This is a genomic window from Snodgrassella sp. W8158, from assembly GCF_016100435.1.
In the GTDB taxonomy this organism is placed as follows: Bacteria; Pseudomonadota; Gammaproteobacteria; order Burkholderiales; family Neisseriaceae; genus Snodgrassella; species Snodgrassella alvi.
This window is the reverse complement of the sequence record NZ_JACFSM010000001.1, coordinates 800067-814227: the sequence shown is the minus strand read 5'-3', so window position 1 is coordinate 814227 and position 14161 is coordinate 800067. Positions and strand designations below refer to the sequence as shown.

Below are 14161 nucleotides of genomic sequence, written 5' to 3'. Positions count from 1 at the left end.
GTAGTTTTGCTGCCAGCCTCTTTAAGGGAAATGATTTTCTTCGTAAAGAATAAACATTTCTTTGGATATTGACGATTTTATGATCTAATTTATCGATTTTTTGTGATAATAAGTTATATTTTTCATATTATCATTTAACAGTATATGTAAAATACTATAATTTCCCTGATTTTCTAAAATAGATTGACGAACAAAAGAATTTCTAAATTCAACATGATATTTTTGGTGTCTATCTATTGCTGCGATAACCGAATTCCCATAATTATTACTGTGATTTGGTCTAAGATAATAATAGGCTAAAATCTTATTTAATGTTTTTATTTCACCAGCTTTAAACAATCGTAATATGTAATCCCAATCTCCCAAAACGGGTAAGTTTTTGTTGAATTCACCAATTTGTTTAGCAACGCTCATTCTAATAAGTAAGCATACCGGAGGAGATACATTATTTTTTTATTAAAGTTGTAATATCAACCTGATCATGTCTGTTAGGCCATCGCATTGTACCAAGTTGAATGGATTTATCTTCCTGAATTTCTTCATTAATGATAATACAATTTGTTAATACAGCAACAGCTTGTTGTTCTGAATTGAGATAGGCAACAGTTTCTTTAAAAAAAAATCAGGGTGCTAGGCGTCATCGTGTATGACTAAATATTCTTCATTAGCAATATTTAGACCGCAGTTAGATGCTGCTTCCATTCCTAAGGAATAATTGTTATGTATTACGGTAATTTTATGGTTTAAATCTATAAAATTCAGATCAATTAATTGATTAACGGAGCTGGTATCACCTCCGTCATTAACCAGATATAAATGCCAGTTTGTATAGCTTTGTTGAATAACACTTTCCAATGCCCGAGCTAATAATACAGGGCGATTTTTGGTCCGCATGATGATTGCTACTGAATTATTATGTTTTATATTGTTTAGTTGTATATCAGACCAACTTTTAATTGAGTATAGATTTTCGTTAATAGTTATATTAATTCATCAAATAATTCTTAATTAATTCAGGATATTTATCAAAAAATTTAGTTGCTATTCTATAAATTTCAGGTTTTATCTTGTTCTTATTAGCTTTCCAATGTCCTATAACGCCACATGGCCAACCGCCTAAAGTGAGTAATTGTGTAACATCTTTTTTCTCTGCAGGAATTTCCTGTGGTATGAGATAGTATGATGTTTTATGGCACATTTAATGTGCAGTGATTGATTTCGCCTAAATATTGTTGTTTATTTCGGTTCGCTGTAATACACACTTGTAAAATAGCTGTTGTTGCAACAGAAGTAGTAATCCATTCAGTACCAATTCCAAAAACATTATTGTTATAAATCCAATTTGTAATGGTTTGAATCGTATTTTGTTGAAATAAATTATTGTTCTTTATATTGTTACTATAAGTTATTTTTTTATAAATTTAAACCCGGATACATATATGTATATTGTAAATTAAATTTCATTTAAATAATTGATTTTAATAAAAATTAAAGAGAATATTTATTTAAAATATTATTGTATTTAATTTCCGTTCGGAATTTTAAAGACTGTCACTTGCAAAATTTATCTGGTGTTACAAATTTCAGACTAAATTCTGAATGAGTCTATATATTTTAATTATGAATTTATACCTAAAATATTTTCTATCCAGTTTTTAAAACTGTATTTCGCAACTATATCCGGATTTATAGGACTATATGGTTTCATAAGAAAGTTATTTATCTCTCCTAAATTTTTATCGTCCCAAATGAATATATTATTCGGATGATAAAAATCATAATATTGAATGTGTTTGTTGGTGGTGATTATTTTTTTTTTGTAGTAAAGTGCTTCAAAATGGCGGAACGATAAACCGTTATGATCTGCAATAACAAAATCTACCAAGATATCCGCTGTTGAGACATTTTTTAAGTTATCTTGATAAGATAGGCGATTTTTTTTACCAAAAGTAAGATATTTTGATTTATAACATTTAATATCACTTTTTTTGCTCGTGGGTATTATAAATTTAATACGGACTCCATTTTCCGCAAGTTTTTCGGCACATTGCTCTATCATGGCAACGCGACTTTTCTGATGGTCACCAATATAGTAAGCTTCTAACTTATCATTTTGGACATAATCCGGCTTTATAACATCAAAATAGAAATTAGTAGTACTGTACAGTTGATGGTTTTGGTAGTCAGCGTTATTTAAATCGGTATGATCAAAAATAAAAAACCGATCAAATAAATGAATAATATTTTTTACTGGAAAGCGTTTTAGTCCATCCCATTGATAGCCAATAAATCTTTTTTTAGTATGCTTTTTTAATAAAGCCAATACCTTTGGCGGATAGATATCTGGCCGGATAACTAAGGCATAGTCATAAAGATTATCTGCCAGAAGTTGTTTTGCTTTATGAAAACTTTGTTTTTCTCGTAGAGTTTTTTTATATGTCTTACTCTGGGTGATATTTTTGTGCAGAAAGTGATATACACGTTCCCAAATACTGTTATATTTGAATTTCAGTACACTATCTAATCGTAAAACTTGATATCCGTGAAATTGAAGGTTTTTTTCAATTAATTCAACTATACCATTGCTTGGTGGCATAGCTAATATGATGGTTTTACGAGTCATGAATAAAAACTGATTTAGATGTTGATAACAATTAAAACTGCTGAATGTAAAGAATTGGATTTATCCAATCAATATACAGAATAAGTTTATATTTTAATTCAAATTTAAATATCATATGTGTTTTGATTATTCTTTTAGAGTAAAAATATATACAATATTTATCAACAAATTGTTTTAAATAAACTGTATTTGTTAGCAATATGTAAATTAAATTCGGTAAGATCAGTGCTTAGTTTGTCTCAACTGATTTAAATTTCATTGATTTGGTAGTGGATTTTTGTACTGGAGAGAATTTTTATCAGGTATTTTATTCAGATTGTTTTCGATTTGATAGAATACAAGTTGTATGTGATTTTAGAAGTTGATAATTGGTATAGGTTTAGATTGGCAGTTTGCTGAATTTAATGGATTTATGCCGTTTATGATGAGATACCGACAGGTAATTTCATCGACACTGTGTTTTGTTTTGTATTTGATTGTTCTGGGAAGCGAATGAAAAAAAGTAAAAAGGCTGATGCTTTTTCACCGCATAATCTTTATAAGAGATTATTTCCGTATATGCGCGGGCTGGTAAAGTATTTTTTTATTTCTGTATTGGCAATGGTTGTCGTAGGTGTGACAGGTCCCCTTTTTGCTTATTTGTTAAAGCCGATCATTGATAATGGTTTCGTTGACAAAAATATCGAAGCTATGAAATGGGTACCATTTGAAATCATCGGTTTGTTCATTTTTCGTGGGGTTGCCAACTATATAAATGAATATACCAGTGCTTATATTTCTAATCAGATGGTCCAGGTAATTCAGCGTGATCTGTTTGCAAAAATGATGATGTTACCTGTGAGTTACTATCAGGAAAACAGCCGCGGGCGCATGATGTCGCGCATTACCAATGACGCTAAAGGAATAACGGCTGCCGGTTTTGATGTGATCACTGTCTTTGCCAAAGATGGTGTGACCGTTTTGGGACTTCTGATTTGGTTGTTTTATCTTGACTGGCAATTAACACTGATCACTTTTGTTACCATTCCATTAATTGCCTGGTGTGTAAGGGTTATTAATAAGCGTATTCGCCGATTAGTTACTAAAAGTCAGAATGATCTTGGTCAGGTCATGCAAATTTTGTCTGAATCAATTGATGGTACAAGGGTTGTACGCATTTATGGTGGTGAACAGTATGAACAGAGTCGTCTGGAAAAAACCAATAAGGCTCTGCGTAGTCTTGCTGTAAGACGTCAGTCGTATACGTCTATTGGCAGTGCAGTAACACAACTGTTAATTGCCACATCGTTATCAATTATTTTATATGTTGCTGCTAAAAGAGCCAGTCATGCAGGCTTTACTGCCGGTGATTTTATGTCTTTTCTGTCAGCTATGCTGATGATGTTTGATCCGTTAAAACGGATTACCAATATGTCCAGTGTTTTGCAGGCCGGACTGATGGCTGCAGATAGTGTATTTCACTTTCTGGATGAACCAGAAGAAAAAAATCAGGGAAAAAAGCAGCTGACTGCTCCTATTGGAGATATTGTTTTTCAGAATGTAACATTGCGTTATCAGCATGCGGATAAAAATGCGATAGATCATTTAAACCTGACAATTAAACAGGGTAGTGTGGTTGCGTTAGTAGGGGAGTCTGGTTGCGGTAAAACTTCTACAGTAAATCTTATCCCGCGATTTTACGATACGACCAGCGGACATGTAAGTATAGGTGGTATAAATGTTGATGATTTTGAATTGAAAAATCTTCGTTCCAAAATGGCATTAGTTAGTCAGGATGTTGTTTTATTTAATGATACTATTGCGAATAATATTGCTTATGGTTCGCCACATGCTACAGAGGCAGATATTATTCAGGCTGCGAAAGCTGCTAATGCCTGGTCATTTATCAGTAATATGCCTGAAGGCTTAAAAACTGAAGTGGGTGATCAGGGGATGAAGCTGTCCGGAGGTCAGCGACAGCGTTTGGCAATTGCACGGGCATTGTTAAAAGATGCGCCTATTTTAATTCTTGATGAGGCAACTAGTGCTTTGGATACTGAATCAGAACGATTAGTGCAGTCTGCTCTGGAAACACTAATGAAAAACCGGACCACAATTGTGATCGCGCATCGCTTGTCGACTATTGAAAATGCCGATAATATTGTGGTGATGCATCAGGGGAAAATTGTCGAGCAGGGTAAGCATGCAGACTTACTGGCAAAAAATGGACGTTATGCATTCTTACATCGGATGCAGTTTGGTGAAAACCGCAATTCAGCTGAAGATAAATCATTAAATTAACAGATTTAAGAATGTTTAAAATTGCCTATATTGTTTTTTATTTATTGGTTTATATGTTTGAAAAGTAGCAGAAATATTATATTTTCAGTACTTTATTCATAATAAATTTATAAATAGATTGCTAACCGGATACTATGATTGTAGAAATAATGGTATCCGGTATTAAATTTAAATGCATTAATTTCATTCAATTTGATTAATATCTAAAGCAAAAAGATTTACTCATATTCAGTATGATATAAATTTGTTGTACGATAATTCTCTTAATATTCAATTTTGCAGAGTAAGTTCCGTTGGTTTATTTTTGCTGAAGCAGATGTGGTGTAATTGAATGTGCTGTAGTTAGTATTTTTTAAATACAAATTTGAGCCTACAGCATTTTTTTAGAATATTTCAATTATATAACGGATATTTTCTGGAATGGCTGTCTGTTTAAAATATTGTTTATCCAGTTTGCAAAACTGTATTTTTTTATAATATCCGGATTGATGCTGACAAATGGTCTGGCCAGAAAGCTCTCTATTTTCTGTAAATCATCCGCATTCTTCCATATAAAAATGTTATCTGGATGATAAAAATCAAGATTTTTGATTTGTGGGTTATTGGTAATTAATTTCTTTTGGTAATATAACGCTTCAAATGTACGAAATGATAAACCATGATGAACTGGATTAACGATATCAATGAGTATATCTGCATTGTTGATATGCTTTAAATTGTCATCGAAGGTAATATTTTCAGGGATAAAATGAATTTCTTTGCAAGAATATAGTCCGGCTTTGCTAGCTTCAGACGGGCGAAATTTTATATTAAAATCTAGATTTATCCCGTATTTAATTAATGCATTTGCACAGGCTTCTATAGCGGTAATGCGACTATCTACATGTAGTCCGACGAAATAGGCAATGGTTCCGGTATGTGATACAGGTTGTGGCTGATACATATCAAAATAGAAATTACTGATTCCATTTAGCCGGTATTGCTGGTATTCCTCATTATGCAGATCTTCAGAATCGAATACATAAAAACGATCAAATAAGTTTATTGTCGGCTTTGTTTTAGGAAATCGTCTGATTCCATTCCACTGATAAGCAACAAAATCGTTTTTTGTATGAATTTTTAGCAGTTGTAAGGCCTCTATAGGAAATAAGTCTGGGCGTATAACCAAAGTATAGTCGTAATGATTGTTGTCTAATAGGTTTTTAATATTTGCCAGTAATTTCTGATTGTACATTTGTTCTTTCAGATATGCTTTGTATGAACAATCTGAAAGAAAAATTTTTCGGGCTGTATGAATCAGGTGCGATTTCAGGTTAGGATAATAAAAACTGGAATCAACTTGCTTCTTCAATTCCTCTGAAGTGCTGTTTATAAAGATAACTTTAAAATTATGGTATTCTAAATGCTTTTGAATGGCAGCAGCGAAGTCACTATAGCTTGACATTGCCAGAATGATAGTTGGTTGCGACATTGTTAACTTAATTTTATGAAATCTGGTATTCTCGATAACTGTAAAGTTGAAATAGTGTAACTATTATCAGATCAGATAGCTATTTTAGCAGTTTATACCGGTGAGTGTATCAGGATACTGGATTTATCTATGAATGGCAGACATATTTTAGCTATAATTTATAGATAATTTATGACTAAAGTATGTGCAGGGCTAATCAATGCTCAAAACTTTTTTAATTAATCTTGAACGCCGTCCGGATAGATTAATGTTTGTTAAACAACAACTGGAAAATCTGAATATTGCTTTTGAAAGGGTAAATGCAGTTGATGGCAATTGTTTAACTGATGAGCAAAAAGCCTTTTTTAACCAGAAAAGATTTGCACTGGAATGTAAACGTAAGGCCGTTAATGGAGAAATTGGTTGTGCCTTATCCCATCAGACGGTATGGCAGAAAATGGTAGATGAAAATATACCCTATGCTCTGATTCTGGAAGATGATGTACAGCTTAAACCTGAACTGCTTTCTTTGCTGGCTGATGAAAAAAATTTTCAGTCTTTTGATTTTTTAAATCTGACTTTAAAAAGACCTTTTTACGATATTGATGTTGCGGCAGTTAATTCTTGTATTGCGCAGAAACAGTTTGTCCGGCCGCGATTCTGGCAATTGGTAAGGCGCAGATTATGGCGCTTTATGGAAAGTAAAGCTATTGTCCGGTGGAAAATTTTTCGTTTACATATGCTCTGTAATCATATGATTGCCTGTGAGTGTGATATCGCTCCGTCATTGGCATGTTGTTATATTGTATCTTTGCAGGGAGCTAAAAATATGCTGCAGGCAAGTAAAAATCTCTTTTATCCTATTGATAAGGTTTGGCATTATAGTGGTGGCCGGTTAAAAGAGGCTTTTTTGGTTGAGCCGCTGGCATTTCAGAATCTGGATTCAGATATTCCTCATCGTGTGCGTTTTAAACTTACTTTGGGACAAAAAATTAAAAGATTTTTTCTTAAGGGGCGGCATTGGCGGCGTCATTTTGATGTTGTGAAAATGTATGGATGGACACGTTTATAATAAATGTATGTTAATCACTGAGAATAATACTAATGGTTAAACTGGGCAGAGAATATGCATGGCGAGCCAAGAATCGTAAAGTTGTGGTTCCGCTGGCACGGGTTGTTACTGATGAGATGAAAGCATCAGCAGATGATGCTGTAACAGTTGTAGCCTATCATACAGATGATGAATTTTATACGCATGAAGCCAAACGTATGTGTGCTTCTGCTGAACGTTTGGGTATCAGGGTTAAGACAACTACTATTTCTAGTCAGGGTGGGTGGGAAGCCAATACATCGTTTAAAGCAGCTTATTTGCTTCGTGAACGTGATATAGTCAGCGGACCGATGCTGTATGTGGATGTTGATGCGGTTTTTCATGTTTCTCCGTTAAAATATCTTGCCAGTCTGGATTGTGATATTGCAGTGTATTATGATTTAGGAGATGGTCATTTAGTATCTGCAACTCTTTTTTTCCAGGACACTGAGGCTGCAAGACACTTGCTAGCCGAATGGAACCGGCAGTGTATAGCACATCCGGAAATCTGGGATCAGGAGGTTTTACAATCTGTCATTGCTGCTGATCAGGCATCTGACAATCCTCGTTATAAAGTTTTTCATTTGCCTGTTGGCTTTTGCTGGATATTTGATCGTGAAGACAATCTGCGTGCACCTAAACAGCAGGTTTATATCGAACAGTTACAGGCGGCCCGTGTGGTTCATGAAAATCTGAGAACCAGCGGGAAGCTGTTTTCAATACGGAAAAGTAAAGTACAGCGTCGCATGGATCGGATACGAGAAATTGAGGATGTTCTGTTTCAGCAAAAATCTGATGATTAATTATAATATCTGTGGTGATACAAACAGATGATTTCTGCTCTTGTAATTAATCTGGATCATTCAGTTGAGCGATTGGAATTTCAGCGCAAACAACTGATTCATTTGCAAATACCTATGCAGCGCCTGTCTGCTGTTAATAGTTCAGATATTCTTGGTGAACAATATGAACAATTAGCAAATGGCTGGGAGCGTAAATTGCGTACGGCTGAGGTAGCCTGTTTTTTAAGCCATAAAGCTGCATGGCGATATGTACTTAATACCGATAAACCCTGGTTAATTCTTGAAGATGATGCTCTATTATCGCGTAAAACAGCAGATATTCTTGCTGCGTTAATTCCTCTGGCAAATGAGGTTGATTATGTGAATCTGGAAACGCGCCATCGACGTAAATGGATAAGTAAAAAGGCTTTTAATTTAATTGATGGTTATGAGTTACGCCGGTTATATCAGGATCGGACAGGTGCCGCCGCATATGTTTTATTCCCTTCCGGGGCACGGAAGCTGTTAAACAGAGCTGAATATTCGGCACCGGCGCTTGCTGATGCATTTTTGTGTCGTTCATATGATTTGAATGCCAGACAAGTGTATCCGGCCGCTGCAATTCAACTGGATCAGTGTATTAATTATGGTCTGGAGCATACAGAATCTTTTGTTTCTACTATCACTCCTGAGAATAATCTGAAACCTCATGCAAACGATATTTATAGTAACGTATGCTTTAAATATCGTCGTCTGGCAGCACAAATTCGTATGGGATGGAGACAATTGTCTGTGCTGCGGTGTGCGCAACGTATGCTGGTGCCAATAATAAAAAGTGATTTTGAGGAATAGTTGTGTGGATGGAGTAAAAAATAATTATGCAGGTACAGATAAGGTAGATTTAAGTATTCTGATTCCTGTATTTAATGTTGAATCATATCTTTCCGGATTGCTGGATGCTTTATTTCCGGATTTGACTGCTTTAACTGAAGTTATATTTTATGATGATTGTTCACCTGATAATTCACTTAGTGTGATTCGCAAATATCAGCAGAGTTATCCGCATGTGAATATTCGTGTACTGTGCGGAAAGAAAAATCTGGGTATTACTCAGGTTCGCCAGTGTCTGTTACAGGCCAGTCATGCTGAATATGTCTGGTTTATTGATTCAGATGATTTGATTGAACCGCAAGCGGTACGGCAGATAAGGAATATTCTGGGTGAGTATCGTCCGGATGTAGTACTGTTTGATTATGATGTATTTTTTGATGGTAGCGGTAAAGTTAAATATCATGAACATTTATCTGTTACTCCTGTAAATACATTATTGCATCAGAATAACGGTGAGTTATACCGCCTTGCAATTATGGATGGTAAACATTATTTCTGGAATAAAGTTTTCCGGCGTACTTTGGTAACAGATTCGTGTGATTTCACTATACCTGCCTATGAAGATATTGCGAATACTCCGATTATTCTGAATCAATGTCAGACTTACTTTTATTATCCGCAAACTTTAGTACATTATCGTATCTGGCCGGATTCGATTGTGCAGAAAATGAGTCTGAAACAGGTATATGGTATCAGGGCTTATCTGAAACAGGCTGAATATGCTGATAAAGTGGTCGATGATAAAAAGTGCTGTGCTTATTTATTATATAAAGCTCATCTTTATTATTTCAGATTGTGTCGTAAACTCAGAAAAATGAATCTTCCGGAAATGGAAAAAGCTGATATTTTGCTTTTGGCTAAAGAGCTATATGCACAAAAACAGTTATCGACTTGCGCAACTGTTTCGTTATTAGTACGTACGGGTATGTGGGACAAGGCGGCTAAACTGATAGTGAAATCAGGTTTAGCCCGATTCTCATGCAGGTAAATATTTTCTGTTCAGATTGCAGTTATTTTACCTTCGGTAATCCACTTATAAATTAGTTTTTTTTCATCATCCCAGTTATGCCCCGTCCAGCCTTCACTGGTGAAATTATGTATATAAATTTGTTTTTCCGGATAATGCTGACAAATGTAATCAATGGCCAGTAAACCAGTGCTTGGTTGGCGAAAACCCAGTGTATTGGCACAGTGCTGATAAGTATCTGTAGGTATCGTGTTTATTTGGTATTGATCCAGATGAGAGTGTTTAATCCATTTAGGAAAACGCCATATATATTTTATTCGTTTATGTAAAGGAATATTCTGATATCGTCCCAGACAAATATCTTTTGTGGTATATCGGAAAAATATTTGTGTGTCAGGTTTAAAAAACTGATGGTCAATATTCAGATGTCTGATTTGTGTGTAGCCATTGGCAATAAATACCCAGTCGGCCATAAGTGTACAGTTTGGATTGGGGGTGTTAAAGCGGACTACGATATCGTCTTCATGAATTAATCCGGCAATAGAATTTTGTTCGTCAGCATTGCCAATGATGAAGAATTTACTGTGTGCTTGTACGATTTTCATAATAGTAATTTTATTGCCAATAATTTTTTAACCATGGAGCCGGTAAAACTTTACGGTACCATTTTCCTCCACCTCCTCTGATGGCATCCGGAGGATTAACTTCGCCGTGAAAGATGATAATTTTGCCGTAATCCGGCTTTTCCGGTGGCTGCCATAGCGCATAAGGCATTTTTTTTAATATGTCATATTTATAGCTCAGACACCAGTTTTCAGGCCAGTAACTTAGTTTATGATTTTCGCGCACATACCATGATAAAAATGCCTGTTCATGACGAAATTGCTGACGAATAGTCTGGAAATGCTCGCGAAAATAGTTCATTAAATCTGGTAATGCACCAATCTGAAATCGGTATACTGAGCTATTGCCGACTTTTCGCCACGGCTTTTTCCAGTCACGAATAATCCATACTTCGTCCTGACGGCTGGAAGGATGTGTGAAGAAGCAGTCTATGTTATCGATTATGACTATGTCTATGTCAAGAAATAAAGCTGTACCGTGTAAACCATATAAATCTGCACTGAATGTTGTCAGTTTGTTCCAGCCACGTTCAGGCAGACCCTGAGGCAGATCAAGAGGTATCAGCGGATAACACTGAACAGCCGGATTGATGCCTTTAGCATCATCTGTCAGGCAAATCATGGTAAATGGTAGCGTTAAGTGGCGTTGCACCATGTTATAGAGGCGGTTGATGTATTCAGCATCATATTTTTGCCCCCATTTCATGCATAGTATGTAGTTTTGTGAAGCTGTGTCCATGGCATATTTTGTCTGGGCGGTTACTGGTGTGGGAGTATAGCATTTTAGATTTTTGTATAGTTTGATTCCATTGATTAAGAATAATAAATTGCTGATTGATTTTAACTGTTTTTCGCGATTTTATTGATTATTCGCTGTTTGTGTTCGTTTTAATGCTAAACTTATTATCTGCTAGGTAAACTGAAATGGTTTTCTGTTAAGGTTTAATGGTGTTGAAAAGACGGATTAAAACAGATTTTCTGATGAGAGATAATTTGCTGCTCACGGATTTATTGTCAGTTCTGATGATATTTTGTATCTGTTTTTAAATGTGTTTGAATCCGGCGATAACCAAGGATTGTGAATGAAGAAGCTTTTATGGGTATTATTTAAGAGTAATCTGATTGTACGTATGCTGATATGTATGATTATCGGCGCGTTTATTGCGGCGTTTTTACCGCAGTACGGGGTGAAACTGGAATTTCTGGGTAAGGTATTTATTCAGGCTTTACGTGCAGCTGCTCCGATACTGGTTTTTGTATTAGTCATATCTTCTATTGTTAATAATAAATTTGATAATGTTTCCAGTATTAAGTCAGTAGCCTGGTTATATGCTGTTACTGTTCTGATTTCTGCTGTACTGGCTTCTACGGTAAGTTTTTTATATCCGCTACAGCTGGTAATGGATGTACCGCCGATATCTGAAAAACCGCCGGAAGGTGTGGCAGAAATTCTTATGAATATTGTGCTCAAGTTTGTGGATAATCCGGTTGATGCACTGGCAACCGGTAATTTTCTGAGTATTCTGGCATGGTCAACAGCATTGGGTATTGCATTACGCCAGAGTAGTGAGGCAACGAAATCGGTGATTAAAAACTGGTCAGATGCCACTATCTGGGTGGTTCGCCTTGTTGTGGCAATTGCTCCTTATGGTGTACTTGGTTTGGTTGCTTCTCACTTTACGAGTGATGGTTTGGCTAAGCTGAAGAATTATCTTGAGCTGATTGGTGTATTACTGGGTCTGATGGTGTTTGTGGCACTGGTAATTAATCCGCTGATTGTATTTTTGAATTTTCGTAAAAATCCATATCCGCTGGTGTTTACCTGTTTGCGTTATAGTGGAATCACAGCGTTTTTTACCCGTAGTTCAGCAGCAAATATTCCGGTAAATATCCGTCTGGCTCAGCGTATGCAATTGCCGGAAGAAATTTATTCGCTGTCTATTCCTCTGGGTGTGACAATGAGTATGAATGGAGCAGCTATCACGATTACGACGATGACGATGGCTACTGTGCATACTTTAGGTCTGGATGTGAGCTTTATTCAGACATTGTTGCTGAGTATTCTGGCAACGGTATGTGCTCTTGGTGCTTCCGGTGTGCCCGGCGGTTCGCTGCTACTGATTCCGGTAGCATGCAGTATGTTTGGTATTGATCCGGCTATATCCGCTCAGGTGGTAGCAATCGGGTTCGTTATCAGTGAAATTCAGGACTCAGCTGAAACAGTTTTGAATTCTTCTAGCGATATGCTGTTTACCTCTGTGGTGTCACTCAAACAGCAGGGAAGAGATCCGAGTAAAATTGAGTTACTGCCGGAATAAGCCTGTATCATGATTGTGTATAGGCCGCTGTATAATTTATGCAGCGGTTTTTTATACGCGGGCAGAGTATTCGTTTTCTGCGCATAGGACGAATTTAATTTATATCTGTTTTTCTTCAATGTGAGGAATTTATGGCTATTCCTGTTTCTATACTGAATCTGGTACCACGTCGGGATAAAGGTACTGCGGCGGCGGCTATACAGGATATGTTGCGTCTGGCACAGGCTGCTGAACAGTCAGGTTTTGTGCGTTACTGGATCGCAGAACATCATAATATGCCGATGGTTATCAGCTCTGCCACTCAGGTATTAATTGGTCATACACTGGCTCATACCCACAAGATAAGGGTAGGCAGCGGCGGAGTAATGCTGCCTAATCACAGTCCGTTAATGGTTGCAGAACAGTATGGCACTTTAGCAACCATTTATCCGCACCGGCTTGATTTGGGACTGGGGCGTGCACCCGGTACTGACAGGGTAACAGCTGCAGCTTTGCGTCGGCATTTAAATGATGTTTCATTACAGTTTGCTGATGATGTGGTGCAGTTGCAACGTTATCTGGGCGATGAGAATTGTCAGGGAATAGTAAAGGCCTATCCGGGTATTGGTACACATATTCCGCTCTATATACTGGGCTCCAGTACGGATAGTGCTTATCTGGCGGCCAAAATGGGACTGCCATACGTTTTTGCTGCACATTTTGCACCGCGTTTTCTGGAAGAGGCCGCAGCGATTTACCGGGAACGTTTTCAGCCTTCTGCTCAGCTAAGTAAGCCCTTTTTTATGCTGTGTTTAAATGTTGTTGCCGCGGCAACGGATGAAGAGGCTCGTTACCTGCAAACTACGCAGTTTCAATCGGTATTGGGACTGGTTCGCAATAGCTGGGCGCCGTTACAGCCACCAGTACCTCATATGCACGGTTTATGGACTGCTGAGGAGGAAACTTATGTGCGTAACTTTACTGCCTGCACATTACTGGGTGCTCCTGATACTATTCGTCAGCAGCTGGAGGAATATCGCCTGCGCTTACAGCCGGATGAAGTAATGGCTGTGAGTTATATTTATGATATGGATAAATTACTTGAGTCTTATTATATTTTTAAGAGTGTGGCAGATATTGTCGGCTAATCTGTTAACT

The 14161-nt window shown here is 36.6% G+C and carries 14 protein-coding genes; 7 read left to right on the top strand and 7 right to left on the bottom strand.

Annotated features, from left to right (window positions below; translation table 11 throughout):
* Positions 1 to 84 precede the first annotated feature (84 nt).
* The 4 genes from H3V11_RS03530 to H3V11_RS03515 all read right to left on the bottom strand — a co-directional run bounded on the left by H3V11_RS03530 (position 85) and on the right by H3V11_RS03515 (position 2623).
* Positions 85 to 414, bottom strand: a complete 330-nt coding sequence (locus tag H3V11_RS03530) for a hypothetical protein (RefSeq protein ID WP_025331665.1) — start codon at positions 412 to 414, stop codon at positions 85 to 87.
* Between the two features lie 216 nt (positions 415 to 630).
* Positions 631 to 894 (bottom strand): glycosyltransferase, encoded by a 264-nt coding sequence (locus H3V11_RS03525; RefSeq protein WP_025331664.1) that lies wholly within the window; start codon positions 892 to 894, stop codon positions 631 to 633.
* A gap of 91 nt (positions 895 to 985) precedes the next feature.
* Positions 986 to 1198: a hypothetical protein gene (locus H3V11_RS03520; protein ID WP_025331663.1), complete on the bottom strand. Its 213-nt coding sequence runs from the start codon at positions 1196 to 1198 to the stop codon at positions 986 to 988.
* A gap of 420 nt (positions 1199 to 1618) precedes the next feature.
* Positions 1619 to 2623: a hypothetical protein gene (locus tag H3V11_RS03515; protein ID WP_198223612.1), complete on the bottom strand. Its 1005-nt coding sequence runs from the start codon at positions 2621 to 2623 to the stop codon at positions 1619 to 1621.
* Between the two features lie 492 nt (positions 2624 to 3115).
* Between H3V11_RS03515 and msbA the strand changes: the two genes are divergently transcribed.
* Entirely contained in the window at positions 3116 to 4903 is a 1788-nt protein-coding gene (gene msbA / locus H3V11_RS03510) for a lipid A export permease/ATP-binding protein MsbA (RefSeq protein ID WP_037394684.1), read from the top strand.
* Between the two features lie 397 nt (positions 4904 to 5300).
* Here msbA and H3V11_RS03505 read toward each other — a convergent pair whose 3' ends face one another.
* Positions 5301 to 6137 (bottom strand): hypothetical protein, encoded by an 837-nt coding sequence (locus H3V11_RS03505; RefSeq protein WP_198223611.1) that lies wholly within the window; start codon positions 6135 to 6137, stop codon positions 5301 to 5303.
* A 436-nt stretch (positions 6138 to 6573) separates the two neighbouring features.
* Here H3V11_RS03505 and H3V11_RS03500 point away from each other — a divergent pair, with 436 nt between their 5' ends.
* Genes H3V11_RS03500 through H3V11_RS03485 form a run of 4 tightly spaced genes read left to right on the top strand, consistent with a single transcriptional unit; the run spans position 6574 to position 10104 of the window.
* Positions 6574 to 7425 (top strand): glycosyltransferase family 25 protein, encoded by an 852-nt coding sequence (locus tag H3V11_RS03500; protein ID WP_198223610.1) that lies wholly within the window; start codon positions 6574 to 6576, stop codon positions 7423 to 7425.
* A 32-nt stretch (positions 7426 to 7457) separates the two neighbouring features.
* A complete protein-coding gene (locus H3V11_RS03495; protein ID WP_198186540.1) occupies positions 7458 to 8246 on the top strand; it encodes a putative nucleotide-diphospho-sugar transferase in 789 nt (262 codons plus the stop codon).
* 27 nt (positions 8247 to 8273) lie between these two features.
* Entirely contained in the window at positions 8274 to 9077 is an 804-nt protein-coding gene (locus H3V11_RS03490; RefSeq protein WP_198223609.1) for a glycosyltransferase family 25 protein, read from the top strand.
* A gap of 4 nt (positions 9078 to 9081) precedes the next feature.
* Entirely contained in the window at positions 9082 to 10104 is a 1023-nt protein-coding gene (locus H3V11_RS03485; protein WP_198223608.1) for a glycosyltransferase family 2 protein, read from the top strand.
* A gap of 11 nt (positions 10105 to 10115) precedes the next feature.
* Here H3V11_RS03485 and H3V11_RS03480 read toward each other — a convergent pair whose 3' ends face one another.
* Positions 10116 to 10688, bottom strand: a complete 573-nt coding sequence (locus tag H3V11_RS03480; RefSeq protein ID WP_025331655.1) for a hypothetical protein — start codon at positions 10686 to 10688, stop codon at positions 10116 to 10118.
* Positions 10689 to 10698: 10 nt separating this feature from the next.
* The gene (locus H3V11_RS03475; protein ID WP_198186543.1) at positions 10699 to 11445 is read right to left on the bottom strand and encodes a hypothetical protein; all 747 of its coding nucleotides are present in this window, start codon (positions 11443 to 11445) and stop codon (positions 10699 to 10701) included.
* Positions 11446 to 11788: 343 nt separating this feature from the next.
* Here H3V11_RS03475 and sstT point away from each other — a divergent pair, with 343 nt between their 5' ends.
* Positions 11789 to 13024 carry a serine/threonine transporter SstT gene (sstT, locus tag H3V11_RS03470; RefSeq protein ID WP_041880555.1) on the top strand — a complete coding sequence of 412 codons (1236 nt, stop codon included), beginning with the start codon at positions 11789 to 11791 and terminating at the stop codon, positions 13022 to 13024.
* Positions 13025 to 13155: 131 nt separating this feature from the next.
* A complete protein-coding gene (locus tag H3V11_RS03465; protein WP_232335741.1) occupies positions 13156 to 14151 on the top strand; it encodes an LLM class flavin-dependent oxidoreductase in 996 nt (331 codons plus the stop codon).
* Positions 14152 to 14161: the final 10 nt, after the last annotated feature.

What these genes read in the sequence shown, in the direction of transcription:
- H3V11_RS03505 (WP_198223611.1), bottom strand. Translation starts at nt 6,137, where the DNA reads ATGTACAATCAGAAATTACTGGCAAATATTAAAAACCTATTAGACAAC.
- H3V11_RS03475 (WP_198186543.1), bottom strand. Translation starts at nt 11,445, where the DNA reads ATGGACACAGCTTCACAAAACTACATACTATGCATGAAATGGGGGCAA.
- sstT (WP_041880555.1), top strand. Translation starts at nt 11,789, where the DNA reads ATGAAGAAGCTTTTATGGGTATTATTTAAGAGTAATCTGATTGTACGT.
- H3V11_RS03525 (WP_025331664.1), bottom strand. Translation starts at nt 894, where the DNA reads ATGCGGACCAAAAATCGCCCTGTATTATTAGCTCGGGCATTGGAAAGT.
- H3V11_RS03500 (WP_198223610.1), top strand. Translation starts at nt 6,574, where the DNA reads ATGCTCAAAACTTTTTTAATTAATCTTGAACGCCGTCCGGATAGATTA.
- H3V11_RS03465 (WP_232335741.1), top strand. Translation starts at nt 13,156, where the DNA reads ATGGCTATTCCTGTTTCTATACTGAATCTGGTACCACGTCGGGATAAA.
- H3V11_RS03495 (WP_198186540.1), top strand. Translation starts at nt 7,458, where the DNA reads ATGGTTAAACTGGGCAGAGAATATGCATGGCGAGCCAAGAATCGTAAA.
- H3V11_RS03490 (WP_198223609.1), top strand. Translation starts at nt 8,274, where the DNA reads ATGATTTCTGCTCTTGTAATTAATCTGGATCATTCAGTTGAGCGATTG.
- H3V11_RS03480 (WP_025331655.1), bottom strand. Translation starts at nt 10,688, where the DNA reads ATGAAAATCGTACAAGCACACAGTAAATTCTTCATCATTGGCAATGCT.
- H3V11_RS03515 (WP_198223612.1), bottom strand. Translation starts at nt 2,623, where the DNA reads ATGACTCGTAAAACCATCATATTAGCTATGCCACCAAGCAATGGTATA.
- H3V11_RS03530 (WP_025331665.1), bottom strand. Translation starts at nt 414, where the DNA reads ATGAGCGTTGCTAAACAAATTGGTGAATTCAACAAAAACTTACCCGTT.
- H3V11_RS03520 (WP_025331663.1), bottom strand. Translation starts at nt 1,198, where the DNA reads ATGTGCCATAAAACATCATACTATCTCATACCACAGGAAATTCCTGCA.
- msbA (WP_037394684.1), top strand. Translation starts at nt 3,116, where the DNA reads ATGAAAAAAAGTAAAAAGGCTGATGCTTTTTCACCGCATAATCTTTAT.